This is a genomic window from Thermococcus atlanticus (genome assembly GCF_054657855.1).
The window spans coordinates 1704766-1722411 of sequence record NZ_BAAHXX010000001.1 but is presented as its reverse complement, the minus strand read 5'-3'; the positions used below and the strand labels follow the sequence as shown (position 1 = coordinate 1722411).

The following is a 17646-nucleotide window of genomic DNA, read 5'->3' as shown; positions in this document are numbered from 1 at the left end:
TTAAGGGTTTCCGGATATAAAAATATGTGAAAACTTTGAAGGGCGTACCAAGAGGTTTTTAAAAGCCCTGAATCACGGAAAGCAGCGGAAGGTGATAAAAATGATTGAGATCAACATGCTATCTCTTATCTTAATGCTGGTTTTGAGTGTTGGCGTGATATCACTGATGGTTAGTAGGAAGTTCAACATTTCGTATATACCCCTCTTTATATTGTTTGGGATTCTAATAGGGCCCATCCTGGGATGGATCAACCGCGCACTTGCCCACGAGCTCTTCTATTATGTAAGGGTCTTCGGCCTCGTGATAATCCTCTTTACCGAGGGGCACAACCTGAGCTGGAAGCTTCTTAAGAAAAACTTTGGCACAATAGCGGTTCTCGACACTGCAGGACTTCTGGTTACAGCCATTATCGCCGCTGTGGTGTTCTCATACATATTTAACGTTCCGTTCCTGGTGGGATTCCTCTTCGGGGCGATTATCGGGGCAACCGACCCCGCCACACTGATACCCCTCTTCAGACAGTACCGGGTTGAGCAGGACATCGAGACCACGATTGTTACGGAGTCCATATTCAATGACCCCCTTGGAATAGTCCTGACCTCTGTGGCGATAGCCCTCTTAGTTCCCCAGGCACCGTCCGCCAAGTTTCTTGAAAGCATTGCGAGTTATATTTCCCTATACCCTGCTGCTGTTATATTCTTCATATATGAGCTGATGGTATCTATAATAGCAGGGGTTATTCTGGGAATCGTGGGATATTGGATAATAAAGAAAAGTGACATAACGGGGCTCCCAGAGATTGAAATATTCACGCTCGCGCTTGCGCTCGGGGGTTTTCTTCTAGGTGAGTACATCCATGCGTCGGGCTATCTGGTAGCGACCGTTACTGGCATAGTCCTCGGAAACCACAAGATATTCTTCAGGAAGGATGATCCGAGAACCGTGAAGAGGATTATGAGGGCCATCTCAAAGGAGGTTCACTTCAACGAGAGCCTCGCCACCATAGCCACAATTTTCATATTCACACTCCTCGGGGCAAGCATCAGCACCGGGGTAATAACATCAAATCTTGGGAAGGGTGTGGCAATTGCCCTCAGTGTGATACTGGTTGCAAGACCCATTGCAGCCCTGCCTATCCTGAAGTGGTGGAGCCCGAGGGAGTACCTCTTCATAGCTTTTGAAGGCCCGAGGGGAATAGTGCCCGCAGCGCTGGCAAGCCTGCCCCTGGCAATTGGACTGAACTACCATAACACCCGGCTTATTGGATGGGGAGAGCTTATCCTGAGTGCAACGGTCGTAACGGTTCTTGTTTCGGTTGTAGTGGAGACCCTGTGGCTGCCGTTCCTGAGGGACAGGCTGCTCATAGGAGAAACCGCATCCGACAGGGTTTCAAAGAGCGAACTGCTGAAGGAGAAGACGATCAAGAGGCTTGAGGATATTGAAAGCATGCTGGGGAGAAAAGGTTAAAGGGCTCACTCGCCCTTGAGCTTCATTATTTTAATTCTCCCGAGGGTTTCCCAGTACTCAACGTTTATTCCTTCCCTGAGCTGATCCTTGATGCCATCCTCCACGCCGCTTTCTATGGGAACATCATAGAGTTCGTAGGTCTCCATGTCCATTATCTGCACGGTGTCTGGGGTTATTGCAATAATCTGGGCTGTTCTCTTGTCTATGATTGGAACATCGACCTCAGCGCTCGTGGGCTTCACGATGCTCCTGACCTTCTTATCAAAAATGCCGACCGCTTCAATTCTCGCCTTGGCCGAGCCGTGTTTTCCGGGTGAGGAAACCGTTATGTTGCCTATCCTGCACGGCTCTCCGTCAATAAGTATGTATCTTCCCGGTTTGAGCTTGCTAACCTGAACCTTGGTCTTATCTCCCATTTTTCAAACCTCCAATCAGCGTTCTAAGGGGGTTAGATTGGGGGAGTTTAAAAAATTTTTGAAGTTAGCCCCTCGTTTTGAGGAGCATGCCGTTCAGGAGAACCGGAAGCACGAAGATCACACCGACCATCACACCGAGCTGCTGGCCTACGGTGCCCCTGACAAACTTCATGATGAAGACCGCCGCGACCAGCAGGCCGAGGACTGCGATGGCCGAGCCGTAAAGCCTGGCATCCTGTCCCAAAACGTTCCTGTTCCTTATCAGGGGAATCATCTCAAGGGCGACCATGAGGGGGAGGTAAGCAAAGAAAGCCGCCAGAAACATCCTCCTCAATGTATCAACCGCGAGGATCATGGAGAGGAAGAACACCATGCTCAGGGCGATTGAGAGTGCGGTATTCCTTGAGCTCTGTGTGGATTCGCTGATTACGTGCCCCACGGTCTCAATTAACGGTATGAAAGTGGTCATGCCGGCAAAGTATATCGAGAATACAAGGAGGTACAGCACCCTGCTGGCTTCAGGTGACCTTGCCGCCACGAGGGCGCCTATTATGTCCTTTGTGAACTTCAGAGCGTCAGCTATGCCGGACTCAGCATAGCGCAGGGCCGTGCCCGGGAAGGTTGCGGCGAGGGCATAGACAAAAATGTAGGTCACGAGAATTCCAATGAGGAGCTGGAGAATATAGCCCGCCCCTATCATCTTTCTGGAGTCAGCTTCCTTTGGAAGGAACGTCCCCATGACCATGAAAAAGCCGTAGCCCAACCCGAGTCCAAGAAATCCTAAGAGCACTATTCTGATCCCATCCCGGAGCGTTAAAGGGGCGTTTGTTGCGGTGATATGCGTCATCAGGGTTTCAAGAGCGAGCTGAACGGAAAGCGACTTGCCGGACGCCGTCAGGCTGTAGTCCCTTATTATGAAGAAGGAGATAACAACAAAGATTATGAACACGGTCGAAAACCAGGTCATCAGGACAAGTGTCTTCTCTTTGGCATGGAAGAGGATGATGGAGGCCAGAATGAGGGAAACGATGAGGATAAGGACGAGATACAGGATGTCCGAAGCTGCAAATGCTGCGGCAAGAACCGAGGCTGAATAGTAGAGGATCAGGGAGCCTCCGATTATGGCGAAAATGGCGAGGCTGATGGCGATCCCCGGAAATCGCGAAATTTTGGTGAGATATTCAACAAAGAGGTATCTGGTTCTCTTGGTTGCCTCGACGCTGAAATACGGGGCCACAACAAGGACTGCCGTTACAATGAGATACAGCGCAAGCCCCTTGAGCCCGTTCTTGATCAGGATCTGCGGAAACAGCAGAAATGTCCACACACCAACCATGTATCCGACGATCAGGAGCGTCATAAGAGCTATTAACCGCTTCATGGTTTTACCCCCCTAATTTTCAGGTGTTACTCTTAAATTAGCTCTGTTTTACGATATAAATTTTTCCGAGGGAAGTGCGTTTTCATAACTCACCACAACTTCATTTAAAACCGTCCACGCCATGAGGGGCTTTTTATACAGGCTTATCCTTCTCCCCTCAGCTCTGCTCCTGAAATCGCCATGGGGAAATCCTCCGATAATCACGAGGGGGTTTGTATATCCTGTGAGCTCCCTTCCAAAATCGGCCGGCCTGCGGGATTCCCCCCTTTCATGCATCACGAAAATGGCATCTGGATTTATTTCGGCGATGAGTTCCTCAAGGGATTTGCTTTCAATCCTCAGAAGGGACAGATCCGGTGGAACGGCCCCCTTTCTGAACAGGCTCTCCATCAGCCCGACGAATCTGTTGTAATTCCTTGGAATCCTCGTCTCCGGTTTAACATAAATCACCTCATCATTTCTTGTGTGCACATAGACCCTGAGCCTCCCCTCCTTGTTCAGTATGCTCTCAAGCGCATTTATCAGGCAGAAATGCACTATATCCGGCCGCCCTCTTCTATCACCCTCTTCAAGCTCTTTCATGGCCGAATGGTGATACGTCGCGTCAAGCAGAACTTCACCCGGCTTCCTGCCCCTCCTCCGTGCATAGCTGAGCACTGCCGGATGTTCCGCTATTTTTTCCGGGACGAGCTCAAGCTCGGCATCGGCTATCACAATGTGGAGCACTACCCCCACCTCTGAATCTTTATCCCTCTCTCATCAAGCTCGCTCATTATTCTCGCATACGTGTCTATTCTCATACCGAGCATCTCGGGCGGGATGATGCCGGGTATACAGCTCCCCTCAGCGACGATATGTGCTATAACGGCTGCCGTGAAGCCCGTTACCCTCGCCATCGAGGTAAATCCTCCCTTCTCCTCGTCATACAGGAGGTATCCTATTTCTCTCTCTTCCCCGTCAAGGATGCCCTTTCCAATCACCTGCATTATTGAAAAGTCCGGGCTCTCATAATTCATAAGGGGGGCTATAACTTCGAGGGTTTTGTCCACGTGTTCTGGCCTGAAGAATCCGAGCTCCCTCAGAACCTTCATCCTTTCGAGATGACCCGGCCACCTGAGCGTCCACTCCTCAAGCCTCTCGGCTTTAACGTTTTCAAGGAGCGAGCGCAGGCCATCGCTGATGAAGGCCTCGAACTCAAACTCCCCGACGGTTACCCTTTTGATATCCTCGAAGGGGTCAACGGATGTAACCCTCCCATCCCGTATAACCCTCGCGGGTCTGGTGTATTCCTCAATAAGATCATGGGGGGACCACGTGATGCGGTAGTAGAGGGGAGGTTTGGGCTCCTTTGGCAGGCCTCCAACGTATATATGGCCCTCTTTGAGCTCATCCACCTCCTGCCATATCCGCCCCATCAGAATGTTGCTCAGGCCCGGAGCAAAGCCCGCATCAAAGATGACCGTAACCCCTGCCCTCTCCGCTTCATCGCGAAGCTCAAGCGGATTCTCGGGCATGAAGGAAACATCAACCATATCAACGCCCGCCTTTATGGCAGCTCTGACCGAACTGTATCCGAACCTTCCTGGCAGAGCGCCTACGACAAGCTCGAAGCCCTTCATTGCCTCCACAAGTCCGTTGAAGTTTGAGGCATCAATCTCCATCGGCACGGCAAACTTCTCAACCGCCCTGAGCCTTTCCCGGTTTGCATCACCGACATACACATCAAATTTTCCTTCCCTGGCCAGATCATATGTGATGGCCCTACCGACATTTCCGGCACCAAGAACGAGAACCTTCATGACATCACCGGAAATGCTTCACCAAAGGTATATATAAAATGTCCTCCAATAATGCTGAGATGAGACTCAAACTGCCAAGCTTCTTCAGAAGAAAAAAGCTTCCAGAGGCTCTGATATCCTCAGGGGAAAGAAAGATTATGCACATAAGCGATACTCCCGACAACATATATCCCTTTATCCTCAACCTGATCGAAAAGGTCAGGCCGGACTACACAATCCACACCGGCGACCTGGCCGACAACTTCAAAATAGAGAGGAGACCGGAGCTCAAGCCAAAATATGCGGACTCCGTGAGGAGGCTGCTTCACATACTGGAAAATGCAGAATGTGAGGTCTATATAGTGCCCGGCAATGAGGACGATGTTGAAATACTCAGGGGGCTTGTTGGGAGGAGCCACATCATAGCTCCGGGGAGCATCATAGAGATTGAAGGCCTCAAACTTGCGGTCGGACACTCGTACAGGGATGTTATCGCTGTGAAAAATGCTGATTTCAAGCTCTACGGGCATAACTTCAGGCTAATTCAGGGAGGGCTCAATGGTGTGCTGAATATAAATTTCATTTTACTGCCCAGCAAGCGCATCATAAAAATCCAATATCCCCACGGAACAAATTTTGAGAGGGGATACAGGATGTGGAGGGGTATGTGATGGATTCAGTGGCAGTGGTTTCTTATCAACCCGCCGGAGGGGTGTGTTATGAGGGTTTTAAGATTTGGACCGTCAATAGTTTTTATTAAGCCGAAGGAAGTAGGCAGGGAAATTGAAAGCCTTTTTGGAGTCGAGCCGGTTCCATTCGAGAGAGCACTCGGGGAGAGCCAGGAGTTTGAGACCATACTGGTTCCCGCAGGGAGTGAAGAAGGAACGCCATTTGATGCCGGCAGGGATGTGTATCTGATAAAGGAGAGGGCGGATATTGTCTTCAAGGAGATTATAAACGCAGGAGTTCCGGTTGAGAGGATAATCGTTGAGGCCAAGCATATAATCCTGAGGGTTCCGGCAAATCCGGAGAAAGCCGCTGAGGATATAATCCGGAGATATGGAGGGAGGAGAACCGGCTTCGCGGGCGGGCTGATGGAGGGTGAGGAGAAGGATACGCTGATTCTCATCACGACAAAAAAACTGAACCTCGCATTGAAGATGGAAGACATCAATGAGGGAATCCTTGTAAAAAAGCCCTTCATGGAGCTTTACAGGGATCTGGTTGTCCACCTGCCGATTATAATGCACAGAACAATGCCGGAGGGATGGAACGAACTTACCGTGAAGGTATACGACACCGGAAAACATTATGAGGAAAATCTGGAAAGGCTCTTCCTCGTCATTGAAGACCTTGACTGGGGCTTTATCGTGAGTGAGGGATGGGACTGGGACTACCCGAGACCCTTCATGCGCGTCCCGGTCTACAAGCTCAAGCTGATAACGTGGGAGAAGCCAGAGAGAGTGAAGTTCCTGCTCAAGGGGCTGGAATATAAGGGCTACAGAAGGTTCTGCGACATAGATGTGTTCCTTGAAGGAAAGAAGATAAGCTGGGTGTCGGTCGCTGAGGGTCTGGAAAAGTTTGAACTCGCAAAGAAAGCGAGGGAAGAGCTTGAGTCTCTTTTAACCCCTGAAGTTCGCAGAAGCCTCCACGAAATAGAGGATAAACTCATATCTTCAGAATCTTAGCAACGAAGAAGCCGCTCGTGCCGTGCCTGTCCGGGTAGAACCGTCTCGCCTTTTTTATTTCTTCATCCAGCTCAATTCCGAAGGGGCTGGTTAGAGCAGGTTCGCCGTATCTTAACGGCAGAAGTTCGACGTCGAAGCTATCAAGAACCCACTGGATGACGAACTCGTTCTCCTCGGGCTCAAGGGAGCAGGTTGAATAAACCAGAACCCCGCCCTTCTTGAGGACGTCTAGACCTTTCTCTATGAGCTTCATCTGCAGATTCTGGCAGAACCTGATGTCTTCCATAGTTCTGCTGGCCTTCCGCTCGGGGTTCTTGTGTATCGTCCCGGAACCCGTGCATGGAGCGTCGAGGAGGATTTTATCGAACTCCACCCCAAGCTCATCTATGTGGAGCGAGGACTTGTGGAACAGGACAGCATTGGTAACTCCCAATCGGGAGAGGTTGAGCCTCGTCTCCTTCAGGCGCTCCTCACCAACATCGAAGGCGTATATTACCCCCTCGTTCTCCATGAGCTGGGCTAAATATGAGGTTTTACCGCCGGGAGCGGCCGCCATGTCTGCTATAGTTTCGCCGGGCTTCGGCTCCAAGGCAATGGGCGGATACATCGAGCTGGCCTCCTGAATGTAGAGCAGTCCGCTCAAATATTCGGGTGTTGAGGTTATTGAGAAAGGTTCTCTCGTGAGGCAAAACCCCTCCCTCGCCCATGGAACCCGCGTGAACTGAAATCCCTTTTTGTTGAGGAGTTTTGTTAATGCGGGAACCTGTATCCGGAGGGTATTTACTCTGAAACATCTCGGTAAAGGCCTTTCCATGGCCTCAGCTATGGCCAAAGCCCTCTCGCCCCAGAGCTCGTAATAGCGCTCCGCAAAGGTCTTGGAGTAGCCGAGGGCAAAGAGTCTTTCCAGCATGGTGGTGAATAGGGAGAGGGGTTTAAAAGGTTCTTCGTTGTGAAAGTGCACTTCCACAAAACAGCCATTTTATGAAACTCTACTTTCACAAAGAAATCATAACCTTTGCGCGAACTCCTATACATCACGGAACAGCCATATAACAGAAAAAGGAGAAAAAGCCTTCAAACCTTTATTCCTCCCATGACGAGGGCCATTAAAGCCTTCTGGGCGTGCAGGCGGTTCTCTGCTTCGTCCCAGACCACACTGTTTGGCCCGTCTATAACATCATCGGTGACTTCCTCACCTCTGTGGGCAGGCAGGCAGTGCATGAAGATGAAGTCTGGCTTTGCGTGCCGGACGAGTTCCTTGTTAACCTGGAACGGTTTGAATACCCTCCTCCTCTCCTCAGCCTCTGCCTCCTGTCCCATCGAAGTCCAGACATCGGTGTAAATAACATCCGCATCCTTGACAGCTTTAACCGGGTCGTGGAGAAGCTCGAAGCTACCGCCGCTTTCAGCTGCATTCTCCTCTGCCCATCTGATTACCCTTTCATCGGGCTCGTAACCTTCCGGTGTCGCCACAACGACGTGAGCACCGAGCTTGGTTCCGGCTATCATGAGTGAGTGAGCAACGTTGTTCCCGTCTCCAACGAAAACCACCTTGAGGCCCGCTATACGGCCCTTCTTCTCAAGGATGGTCTGGTAATCCGCCAGTGCTTGGCATGGATGACTGAAATCGCTGAGGGCGTTTATAACGGGAACCCTTGCATACCTGGCGAGGTCCTCAACGTCCCTGTGTGCGTAGACCCTCGCGACGATTCCATCCACATACCTGCTCAGAACCCTTGCGGTGTCGGCTATCGTCTCTCCCCTGCGGAGCTGTAAATCATTGGCACTGAAATACAGACCAACGCCCCCGAGCTGGTAGATTCCGACCTCAAAGCTAACGCGGGTTCTCGTGGAGGGTTTCTGGAATATCATGCCGAGGGTCTTGCCTTCAAGAAGCCTGTGGGGCTTGCCTATCTTGTTCCATATCTTCATCATCTCGGCTGTTTTGAGAATTGTTTCAATTTCCTCCCTTGTATAGTCCTGAAGACAGAGCATATCCCTTCCGGCTAAGCTAACCACCATCTGCATCACCGTTTAAAGCTGGATGTTGATTTTAATAACCCTTTCGTCAGAAAATATTTGAGAAAAGCGAAAAATTTTGGGAGATTTAAGGCTGAAGCTTTCTGAAGTGAATTATATGCGGATATCTGCCCGGGGATTTGCCATAAGTTGCATTCAACTTCTGCAATATTGTCATCCATTCAGCGGGCCGGGGATAATTACTATAAACATCCATGAGCTCTCCCGGAGGTGAGGTAAATGGGGGGCGGAATCAGGGTCAGACTTGTCAATTATACAAAAAAACCTCTTGAAACTGTCACATGGGCAGCCCTCATAAGCTACTGGGATGGCTGGGAGACGGGGGCTTTTGAAAGGATGAGCGAACTGGATGTGGAGAGGCACCTTCCTAAGATTCTCGGCTACGGCCATGAATCCATACTGGAGCACGCTGTTCTGACTTTTGCGGTCGAGGGCATAAGCCGGATCACGAGTCATCAGCTCGTTCGCCACAGATTGGCGAGCTATACGCAGCAATCAATGCGTTATATAAAGCTCGACACAGAGGACGTCGGGGAAACCTTTGTGATTCCTGACTCCATAGGGAAAGACCCGGAGCTCCTTGAGGAGTGGAGAGAGCTTATGAAAAGCTCGATAGAGCTGTACAAAAAAACCGTTGAAAGCGGCGTTCATCAGGAGGATGCCCGCTTCATCCTTCCTCAAGCGGTAAAAACCAAAATCGTCGTCACAATGAACCTCCGCGAGCTGAAGCACTTCTTCGGTTTAAGAGCCTGCGAGCGGGCCCAGTGGGAGATAAGGGAAGTGGCATGGAGGATGCTTGAGGAGATTGCCCGGAATGATGAGCTGAGACCGATAATAAGGTGGGCGAAGCTCGGGCCGCGCTGTGTGCAACTCGGCTACTGTCCTGAAGGCGAGCTCATGCCCCCCGGATGCTGGAAGAGGACACGGGAGAGGTGGAAAGCCCTGACAGGTTCTAAACAAGAGGTTTAAGAAATCCTTTTTTGTCCTTTTTATTAACTGGTGTTGGTGAGTGGTCATGAAAATGAAGAGTTTCACTGTCGGGCTCCCCTATGGCTGGGAGACCCTGAAGCTGCTCCTGAGTGAACCCGAGAAGACCCTTCCATTCTTCCCCTACTTTGAGAGTTTAACCGGGAGAAGTGTCAGGTTCAGAGTTCCCAGATTCATCTTCAATTTTGGTTATGAGTTCAAGCTTGACGTTGGATTCAGCGAAAACGAGGCAATCTATACCTTCCGGGGGGACAGAGGAATCCTGACTGTCACCTTTCTGATGGAGGGAAGGAGCCTGACAGTAACAGCGAGCTGGGCCGGCTTCGGCGAGGTGTTGATGGGGAAACCCCTGGAGAACTTTGCGAGGGGAATAGCGGAGGCCGTGAAAGAATTCTGCTCGGCAAAGGCCTGTCCTGTGCTGAAATCGGAAGAAAGCGGAGGTGAAGTTGAGAACATAACACCTGAGACCGCACCTGCCCTGATAAAGCACTTCGCTCTTGAGCTTGGAAAGGATTTCAGCCTTGAGGGAACCGCCGATGACGGAACGTACCTCTTTGTGAGGGTCGAAAATGGGAACCTGAAGGAGATACGCGTTAGGGAAGGGATGAGGGAATCCGCTATTGAGACCAACGTTCCGGTGGTGGAGATTGAAGGTGAGCTTTTCGAGGGGCTTCCTCTTAACAAAAGGTTCAGAATAAAGGCAAAGAAGAGTTAAATTCCTTTCTCAATCTCCTCTATGGCCTTCCTCAGCTCATCGTAGGCCTCCTCAAGGGACTCCGGAATGACCTTTGTGTCATCTATAACTGGCATAAAGTTGGTGTCGCCGTTCCACCTCGGCACAATGTGGAGATGAACGTGATCCTCTATTCCGGCTCCGGCAACTCTGCCGATATTAACCCCCATGTTGAAACCATCAGGGTTCATGGCTTTTTTTAGGGCCTTTATCATAAGCTGGGAGAGCTGCATGATTTCAAGAAGCTCCTCATCGTTCAGATCCTCCCACCTTCCCACGTGCCTGTAAGGTGCAATCATGACATGACCCGGATTGTAGGGGTAGTTATTCATGATTATGAATGCGTGCTTTCCCCTGTGAAGTATAAGCCTCTCCTTATCCCTCTCCTCTCTGGGAAAATCGCAGAATATGCACCCGTCGTACTTGGGTGCCCGTATGTACTCGATCCTCCACGGTGCCCACAGCAGCTTCATCCCTTCACCTCCATTGGGAGAAATGCCGCAGCGTTAAAAAGTTTTCCTAAAGGTTTTTTAATTGAGATGCTACTCCCTTTAGGTGATACAGATGAAGCGTAAAGGAATACTGGTGATTATCGACGGCCTTGGAGACAGGCCAGTGGAGGAACTTGATGGGAAGACCCCGCTTGAGTATGCAAACACCCCCAGCATGGACAGACTCGCTAAGATTGGAATACTGGGCCAGCAGGATCCGATAAAGCCCGGACAGCCGGCCGGCAGCGACACAGCTCACCTCAGCATATTCGGCTACAATCCGTATAAGGTCTACCGCGGGAGGGGCTTCCTTGAGGCGTTGGGGGTCGGTCTCGAGCTGAGCGAGGATGATCTTGCATTCCGCGTAAACTTCGCCACCCTCGAGAACGGCATCATAACCGACAGAAGGGCTGGAAGAATAAGCACGGAGGAAGCCCACGAGCTTGCCAAAGCCATTCAGGAGAAAGTTAAACTGCCGGTCGATTTCATATTCATCGGTGCGACAGGCCACAGGGCTGTTCTCGTTCTTAAGGGCATGGCGGCTGGCTATAAAGTCGGCGAAAACGACCCGCATGAGGCAGGGAAGCCACCGCACGAGTTTGCTTGGGAGGATGAGGAGAGCAAAAAAGTTGCGGAGATCCTCAAAGAGTTCGTCGGCCAGGCCCACGAAGTTCTTGAAAAGCACCCAGTAAACGAGAAGAGGAAGAGAGAAGGCAAACCTGTCGCAAACTACCTCCTCGTTCGCGGTGCCGGAACCTACCCCGACATACCCATGAAGTTCACCGAACAGTGGAAGGTGAGAGCGGGGGCAGTTATAGCGGTCTCGCTCGTTAAGGGCGTCGCAAGGGCGATAGGCTTTGACGTACACACGCCGGAAGGAGCCACCGGCGAGTACAACACCGACGAGATGGCGAAAGCGAGGAAGGTTGTTGAGCTCCTCAAGGAGTACGACTTCGTTTTCCTTCACTTCAAGCCGACTGACGCTGCAGGCCACGACAACAATCCAAAGCTAAAGGCCGAGATGATAGAGAAGGCCGACAGGATGATAGGCTACATAGTCGACAGCATTGACCTTGAGAACGTCGTTATAGCCATAACAGGCGACCACTCAACGCCCTGCGAGGTCATGAACCACAGCGGCGACCCCGTTCCGGTTCTCATCGCAGGTGGAGGAGTCAGAGCTGACTACACCGAGAGCTTCGGTGAAAGGGAATGCATGCGCGGCGGCCTTGGAAGAATTAAAGGCCACGACATAGTGCCGATAATGATGGACCTCATGAACCGCTCCGAGAAGTTCGGGGCTTAGCTTTCTTCTTTCACCTTTCAGGATTTTTCCTGCTTTTTAAATGCTCCTTAAGCTTTTGTATTCCCTTCTCCATTTCCCTGCAGTTCAGCCTGCGGTTGAATTGTCCCGAATGTACCGGTTTTTAAACTCCCCTATCCCTGCATATTCCCAAAACCGAAAACTTTATAAAGTCTGCATGCATATGTAATATTGAAGTTACATATGCAGGAGGTTGAAAACATGAGAAAGAAAATATTTGGAATCGGGTTGCTGGTGCTGGCCCTGTTCGGGCTGGTGATAGGAGGGGCAGCCGCCTACAGAGGAATGCCCGGGCCAAACCCCGAGGCACCGCAGACATATGCGGAGGAATACAGCATGCCGCTGAGCGACGAGGAGGCCAGCGGGCTTATTTACATGGTCGAGGAGGAGAAGCTCGCAAGGGACGTCTACCTCACGCTGTACAACGAAACCGGTCTGAGCGTGTTTGAAAAGATAGCCCGGAGCGAGCAGATGCACATGGATGCAGTGCTTTCACTGATAGAGAAGTACAATCTAACCGCACCCCAGACGCTTGAGCAGGTCGGCGTCTTCCAGAACGAGGAACTTCAGGCGCTCTACGACAGGCTCGTTGAAACAGGAAGCCAGAACACAACGGAGGCCCTCAAGGTGGGGGCACTCATAGAGGAGACTGACATAAAGGATCTTCAGAACTGGCTCGCCAAGACCGACAACGAGGACATCGAGCAGGTGTATGAACACCTAATGGCCGGCAGCGAAAACCACCTGAGGGCCTTTGTGAGGAACCTTGAAGCCTACGGCGTTGCCTACGAGCCCCAGGTGCTTGGAGAGGAACAGGTTCAGGATATACTGAGCTCAACCGGCGAGCACGGTCATGGTATGATGGGTGGTAAAGGAAAAGGCCACGGCAGGAACGGCATGGGAAGAATGGATGGAGAACACAGAGGAATGCACGGCACGGGGCAGAAAGCCCACAGAGGAGACGGCATGAGGGGCGAAGCCTGCGGCATGGGCTTTGAGGACTGATGCCCCTCCGGTATTTTCTTTGTTTTTCAAGCTGACTAATAACCAAAACACAGTAAAATGTGTGGTGGTCGAAATGGAATTCATTATCAGACTCATACCTGTAATGAAGACAGAGAATATTGATCCCGTACCCGCTGAATCAATTATGAGAGACGAGGAATCTGTCAATAAGCCTCCTGATATGAGAAATCCCTGAAGAGTCTGAATACGGAGGTGAAGGGTATGAGGGTTCCAAGATGGCTGAAGCCCGTGCTTGATCTGTTGTTGCTGATTGATTTTATGTTTGAGGGCATTTCCGGAATAGCCCTCTATTTGGCTCCAAGCGGGAGAATTGTCAGAGAAGCGGGATGGACATTCCTCGGTCTCAGTAAGGATGCATGGGAGGCCCTGCATATCTACTTTGGTTTTGCCATGATAGCACTCATAGCCATGCATCTTGCTGTGAACTTCGGCCCGATGGTGTGTATGATCAGAAACCTCACAATGAAGAGGAGAGAAAACTCCATAAACTGGCGTGCTCTGGCCGAACTGACAGCTATAACTGGACTGTTCATTAGTGGCGCTGCTGTCTATGTACTGTTTGGATGACGGGAACAGCAGCAGGCAATGGAGAGATCTTCCTCTTTTATGTTGTCCATTTATGCTCTTAGTGGGCTTTTTTGTTTTTCCGTGGAAACCGGAACAAAAATATGGAAAGCTTGAGCCGCTCAGCTCATCAGAAATTCTATCTCTTTTTTCAATATGTTCCAGTTCATGCCAAGATGGATTATTATAAGGGCAGTCATTATGAGGCCATAGCGAGACCGGAGCCTGAGGAAATCAAGCTGGGTCATTCCTATAAAACTTCCGTGCTTGCTGGCCAGTATAGTTCCAACGGTTATGAATATAACTCCCAGAAACATCACGGACAGCAGGAGTGTGAAAGCCGCCTTCATCTTCAGTTTTTTCCTCATCTTTGGGTTTCTCTTTGCTTCCTCAAATATCTTTGACATGGGATCCATTGTATCACCAATATAACCTCCGGAGAGTGTTTAAAAACTATTTCCTCTGAGTGTTGTATAACCTAGTTTCCATTTTGGATTGTGCATTTTGTTTGCTTGAATGTTCCCGGGTGAGCACTTTCCTAAGAGCAAATTCCCTCAAGGACACCCTCCAATATTTGATGGGAACCAGAGTGTTGTATAGTATCAGGAGATTTTGGTGGGCCCTGCAATTAGCGCTAACACAGAAACCTTAAAAGAACTCCGGCCGATCGTCTATAGGTGGGTATTATGCCGGTTTTCGATGATCTTAAAAGGATAGGCGATTTCAGAGTCACATCCATCGGCATGGGGACGTGGGGCATAGGCGGACGGGAACGGCCAGACCGCAGCCGCGACAGGGAGAGTGTTGAGGCTCTCCGCTACGGCCTTGAGCTCGGGATAAACCTAATAGACACGGCGGAGTTCTACGGTGCCGGACACAGCGAGGAGCTCGTTGGGAAAGCCATAGAAGGCTTCGAGCGTGAGGAGCTCTTCATCGTCAGCAAGGTGTGGCCAACACACTTTGGGTACGAGAGCGCAAAGAAGGCAGCCAGGGCGAGTGCAAGGAGACTGGGCACGTACATAGACCTCTACCTCCTCCACTGGCCGGTTGACGACTTTGGGAGGATAGAGGAGACGCTTCACGCTCTGGAGGAGCTCGTTGATGAGGGGCTTATCAGATACATAGGCGTGAGCAACTTCAACCTTGGGCTTCTCAAGCGCTCCCAGGAGGCCATGAGGAGGTATGAGATAGTTGCCAATCAGGTCAAGTACTCTCTGAAGGACAGGTGGCCCGAAAATAGCGGACTGCTCGACTACATGAAAAGGGAAAAGATTGCTTTGATGGCATACACTCCCCTTGAAAAGGGCTCCCTCGCCAGAAACCGGTGCTTGGCTGAAATTGGAAAACCCTACGGCAGAACCGCCGCCCAGGTGGCCCTGAACTATCTAATCTGGGAGGATAACGTTATTGCGATTCCGAAAGCCGGGAGAAAGACTCACGTTGAAGAAAATGCCGGAGCCATGGGATGGAGGCTCTCGAAGGAGGACAGGGAGAAGGCGAGGGGGTGCATGATGCAGTAATGCACATCTCTCATTTAACCTGCATGAAGCTCATCAGCATGTAGAACATGAAGTAGCTAGCAAAAGCTATCCGGGCTAAAGCCATCCTTATCCATGGATTGGGCTTTTTGAGAAGCTTCATAATACTTGCAAGGATACCGCAGAGTATTAACGTGGGAATAGAAGGTGCATAAGATAAAAGAGCATGCCAGGAAGTGCTCTATCTATGCCAAGGGTATCCAATACAGCTATAGTAAAAAACAGCATAAAAGGGGAAAAGATAAACAAAATAATCCCGAAAGCCACAATTATTATGGTATCTCTTTCCATGAGATTCACCTGAGGGTGCATGTTTCCACGGCAGCTGAGCAGTTCCCCACCAGAATACTATTGGGAATGGGTTTAAAAAGTTATAAAGTATTGTGAGAGCATTTACCCCTTCAGAAACGCCTCGACCAAATTCCTGGTCTCGTTGAAGGCCTCAAGCGGGATTCCCTTCGGCAGGCCGCCTATTTCTCCCTTCACATCCTTGAGGACACCCTCCCCCGCACCGAGGAACATTCCCTCGCTGACGATTCCGCGGAAGTTGGCCGGAGGGAGCAGTGCAACAGCGACGCGGTTCCCCTCTTTTACGCTCAAATCGTTGGTGACGACGGTAACAGCTCTCTCGCCGAGGTTCACGTTGGTAACCAAAAGCCTGTTCGCGTTCGGATGCTTGGCCACGCTCATCACCTCTCCGACCTTTATATCAACGGCTATAACTGGATCGTTTATCCTGCCGAGCCTCAGGCGTTTATCGAGGTTAAGTATGGTGTTGAGGAAAAAGCGCACTTTGGCGACGGCCTCTTCGACCTTCTCGCGCTCGCCCTTATCCGCCAGGCTGATGAATTTGTGGTGCCACTCCTCACCGCCCAGAGCCTCGATTATGCCCAAAGCCTTCTCCTTCAAGGCTTTCATCTGCGGTGTTTCTATAAGCTCATTCGGCTCGATGTAGGAATAACGCATCGCCTGAAGTTCCGGAATCATCTCCTTCGCCAGCTGAATAGCTCCCTTCTTGTTCCACTTCCCCTTGAACTTCGCGTGTTCCACCGTTTTCAGGAACAGCTCCACGCTCTTCTCCGCCACCAGTAAGCGGTAATCCTTACTCGTGTCCCACATTCCTCTCACCCCATATGGCCTTCAGGATTTTGCTCTTAACGCTTTCGTTTTTTATAACGTCGAGTATCTGCTCCGCCCTCAGTTTATCTCCCCTCCGGGCATACATGAGTGCTATCCTTCCGAGAACCCTGTCGCTTATCTCCTCATCCTTTATTATTCCTGCAATATTAAGTGCATCATCCAAGAGCCCGAGCTTTATGAGGCGGTATGCCACTCCTTCCAGCGCAATATCCTTAGGTCTGATGTCCTGAAGGAACATCATATCATAGGCATCTTTAAGCAGAACCCTGGCCAGCCGCTCCTGCCCGTGGAGGAAAAGCCAGTATGCGACGTTCATCAGCGCCACGGGCTTTTCCTCATCCTGAAGGTATCTGACGGCAAAGACTGCCTTATCTATATCCCCGATTTCCAGGAATTTTGTCACAGCGACGCTTCCCTCTTTTAGAACGTCCTCGATTGTCCTGATCTTTTCATTAACCATCGAGGCTGTGAGCCGTTTGTTTATGATGAGATGGATGTCCCTTGCCAGACTGTAGAATTTCAGTGCCCTTCTGTCATGGATATGATCCGCCCCCTCCATTATGGCGTCAGCGAGCGCGGAGAACATGGAGACAACAGCTGAATACGGCTCTCCCGACCTTTCAATAACCTCAACCGCCCGGGTGTAATAATGATAAGCATCATCCACGAGGCCCGCAAGGATCATCATGCCCGCTATATGGGCAAGGGCATCGGCACGCCATTTAAAGAGCTCCATTCCCTCCGCCAGATGTACGGCCTCCTCAAAGTAGTGCCATCCCGTCATTTCTGCCCCCGTGCTGTAAAGCGCCTCCGCAGCAGCGCTCAGTGCCTTAACCCGGTCAATGGGGTCTGTGATGCCGTTTATTGCATCGTTTATACAGGCCAGCACGAGGTTGTAATCCTCCACGTTTCTCACGTATTTCAAAATCAGCGAGAGTATCTCCACGGTGATGAGGGGATTCCCCGCATCGAGGGCAAACTTCAAAGCCCCCTCAACATCCCCCTCTTCCAGGCGCTCCTTTACAATGTCCAGCATACCACCCACCGTTATGTGAAGTACGGCCCCATCATA

The 17646-nt window shown here is 50.7% G+C and carries 21 protein-coding genes; 11 read left to right on the top strand and 10 right to left on the bottom strand.

All coding sequences use genetic code 11. From position 1 onward, the window contains the following. The first annotated feature begins 100 nt into the window (after nt 1-100). Complete coding sequence (locus ACYQ27_RS09210; RefSeq protein ID WP_456394608.1) at nt 101-1468, top strand: cation:proton antiporter; 1368 nt, start codon at nt 101-103, stop codon at nt 1466-1468. Between the two features lie 5 nt (nt 1469-1473). Here the strand turns inward: ACYQ27_RS09210 and ACYQ27_RS09205 are convergent, their stop codons facing one another. The 4 genes from ACYQ27_RS09205 to ACYQ27_RS09190 all read right to left on the bottom strand — a co-directional run bounded on the left by ACYQ27_RS09205 (nt 1474) and on the right by ACYQ27_RS09190 (nt 5064). Beyond that, nucleotides 1474-1884, bottom strand: coding sequence for a translation initiation factor IF-5A (locus ACYQ27_RS09205; RefSeq protein ID WP_456453556.1), 411 nt, complete (start codon nt 1882-1884; stop codon nt 1474-1476). 64 nt (nt 1885-1948) lie between these two features. Further along, on the bottom strand, nt 1949-3265 hold the full coding sequence (locus ACYQ27_RS09200) for a sodium-dependent transporter (protein ID WP_460041514.1): 1317 nt from the start codon (nt 3263-3265) through the stop codon (nt 1949-1951). A 48-nt stretch (nt 3266-3313) separates the two neighbouring features. Beyond that, nucleotides 3314-3991 carry a 16S rRNA methyltransferase gene (locus ACYQ27_RS09195; protein WP_460041513.1) on the bottom strand — a complete coding sequence of 226 codons (678 nt, stop codon included), beginning with the start codon at nt 3989-3991 and terminating at the stop codon, nt 3314-3316. Further along, a complete protein-coding gene (locus ACYQ27_RS09190; RefSeq protein WP_460041512.1) occupies nt 3991-5064 on the bottom strand; it encodes a saccharopine dehydrogenase family protein in 1074 nt (357 codons plus the stop codon). The genes ACYQ27_RS09195 and ACYQ27_RS09190 overlap by 1 nt, the downstream gene beginning before the upstream one ends. A gap of 59 nt (nt 5065-5123) precedes the next feature. Between ACYQ27_RS09190 and ACYQ27_RS09185 the strand changes: the two genes are divergently transcribed. Further along, nucleotides 5124-5714: a metallophosphoesterase family protein gene (locus tag ACYQ27_RS09185; protein ID WP_456394603.1), complete on the top strand. Its 591-nt coding sequence runs from the start codon at nt 5124-5126 to the stop codon at nt 5712-5714. A 48-nt stretch (nt 5715-5762) separates the two neighbouring features. Next, a complete protein-coding gene (locus tag ACYQ27_RS09180) occupies nt 5763-6731 on the top strand; it encodes a hypothetical protein (RefSeq protein WP_456453560.1) in 969 nt (322 codons plus the stop codon). Here ACYQ27_RS09180 and ACYQ27_RS09175 read toward each other — a convergent pair. Both ACYQ27_RS09175 and argF read right to left on the bottom strand, forming a co-directional pair. Then, a complete protein-coding gene (locus ACYQ27_RS09175) occupies nt 6712-7641 on the bottom strand; it encodes an NOL1/NOP2/sun family putative RNA methylase (RefSeq protein ID WP_460041511.1) in 930 nt (309 codons plus the stop codon). The two genes, ACYQ27_RS09180 and ACYQ27_RS09175, sit on opposite strands and share 20 nt — an antisense overlap. Nucleotides 7642-7805: 164 nt before the next feature. Further along, complete coding sequence (argF, locus tag ACYQ27_RS09170) at nt 7806-8753, bottom strand: ornithine carbamoyltransferase (protein ID WP_460041855.1); 948 nt, start codon at nt 8751-8753, stop codon at nt 7806-7808. A gap of 237 nt (nt 8754-8990) precedes the next feature. Between argF and thyX the strand changes: the two genes are divergently transcribed. Together thyX and ACYQ27_RS09160 are read left to right on the top strand one after the other, a co-directional pair. Beyond that, on the top strand, nt 8991-9740 hold the full coding sequence (gene thyX, locus ACYQ27_RS09165) for an FAD-dependent thymidylate synthase (RefSeq protein ID WP_460041510.1): 750 nt from the start codon (nt 8991-8993) through the stop codon (nt 9738-9740). Between the two features lie 46 nt (nt 9741-9786). Next, nucleotides 9787-10473: an STK_08120 family protein gene (locus ACYQ27_RS09160; protein ID WP_460041509.1), complete on the top strand. Its 687-nt coding sequence runs from the start codon at nt 9787-9789 to the stop codon at nt 10471-10473. On the opposite strand, the gene ACYQ27_RS09155 is transcribed toward ACYQ27_RS09160, so the two are convergent. After that, entirely contained in the window at nt 10470-10964 is a 495-nt protein-coding gene (locus tag ACYQ27_RS09155) for an HIT family protein (RefSeq protein ID WP_460041508.1), read from the bottom strand. The two genes, ACYQ27_RS09160 and ACYQ27_RS09155, sit on opposite strands and share 4 nt — an antisense overlap. Nucleotides 10965-11055: 91 nt before the next feature. On the opposite strand from ACYQ27_RS09155, the gene ACYQ27_RS09150 reads away from it, so the two are divergent. From ACYQ27_RS09150 to ACYQ27_RS09135, 4 genes are all read left to right on the top strand, one after another. Next, nucleotides 11056-12288, top strand: coding sequence for a 2,3-bisphosphoglycerate-independent phosphoglycerate mutase (locus tag ACYQ27_RS09150; protein ID WP_460041507.1), 1233 nt, complete (start codon nt 11056-11058; stop codon nt 12286-12288). A gap of 219 nt (nt 12289-12507) precedes the next feature. Next, a complete protein-coding gene (locus ACYQ27_RS09145) occupies nt 12508-13311 on the top strand; it encodes a DUF2202 domain-containing protein (RefSeq protein WP_460041506.1) in 804 nt (267 codons plus the stop codon). A 73-nt stretch (nt 13312-13384) separates the two neighbouring features. Further along, the gene (locus ACYQ27_RS09140; protein WP_456394597.1) at nt 13385-13507 is read left to right on the top strand and encodes a hypothetical protein; all 123 of its coding nucleotides are present in this window, start codon (nt 13385-13387) and stop codon (nt 13505-13507) included. Between the two features lie 26 nt (nt 13508-13533). Then, nucleotides 13534-13899 (top strand): DUF4405 domain-containing protein, encoded by a 366-nt coding sequence (locus ACYQ27_RS09135; RefSeq protein ID WP_456453181.1) that lies wholly within the window; start codon nt 13534-13536, stop codon nt 13897-13899. 119 nt (nt 13900-14018) lie between these two features. Here the strand turns inward: ACYQ27_RS09135 and ACYQ27_RS09130 are convergent, their stop codons facing one another. Beyond that, entirely contained in the window at nt 14019-14312 is a 294-nt protein-coding gene (locus ACYQ27_RS09130; protein WP_456453179.1) for a hypothetical protein, read from the bottom strand. Nucleotides 14313-14582: 270 nt separating this feature from the next. On the opposite strand from ACYQ27_RS09130, the gene ACYQ27_RS09125 reads away from it, so the two are divergent. Together ACYQ27_RS09125 and ACYQ27_RS09120 are read left to right on the top strand one after the other, a co-directional pair. Continuing rightward, entirely contained in the window at nt 14583-15416 is an 834-nt protein-coding gene (locus ACYQ27_RS09125; protein ID WP_460041854.1) for an aldo/keto reductase, read from the top strand. 165 nt (nt 15417-15581) lie between these two features. Further along, a complete protein-coding gene (locus ACYQ27_RS09120; protein ID WP_460041505.1) occupies nt 15582-15821 on the top strand; it encodes a hypothetical protein in 240 nt (79 codons plus the stop codon). A gap of 6 nt (nt 15822-15827) precedes the next feature. Here the strand turns inward: ACYQ27_RS09120 and ACYQ27_RS09115 are convergent, their stop codons facing one another. Together ACYQ27_RS09115 and ACYQ27_RS09110 are read right to left on the bottom strand one after the other, a co-directional pair. Further along, nucleotides 15828-16553, bottom strand: coding sequence for a tRNA-binding protein (locus ACYQ27_RS09115; RefSeq protein ID WP_460041504.1), 726 nt, complete (start codon nt 16551-16553; stop codon nt 15828-15830). After that, nucleotides 16537-17610 carry a hypothetical protein gene (locus ACYQ27_RS09110; RefSeq protein WP_460041503.1) on the bottom strand — a complete coding sequence of 358 codons (1074 nt, stop codon included), beginning with the start codon at nt 17608-17610 and terminating at the stop codon, nt 16537-16539. The genes ACYQ27_RS09115 and ACYQ27_RS09110 overlap by 17 nt, the downstream gene beginning before the upstream one ends. Nucleotides 17611-17646 lie beyond the last annotated feature (36 nt).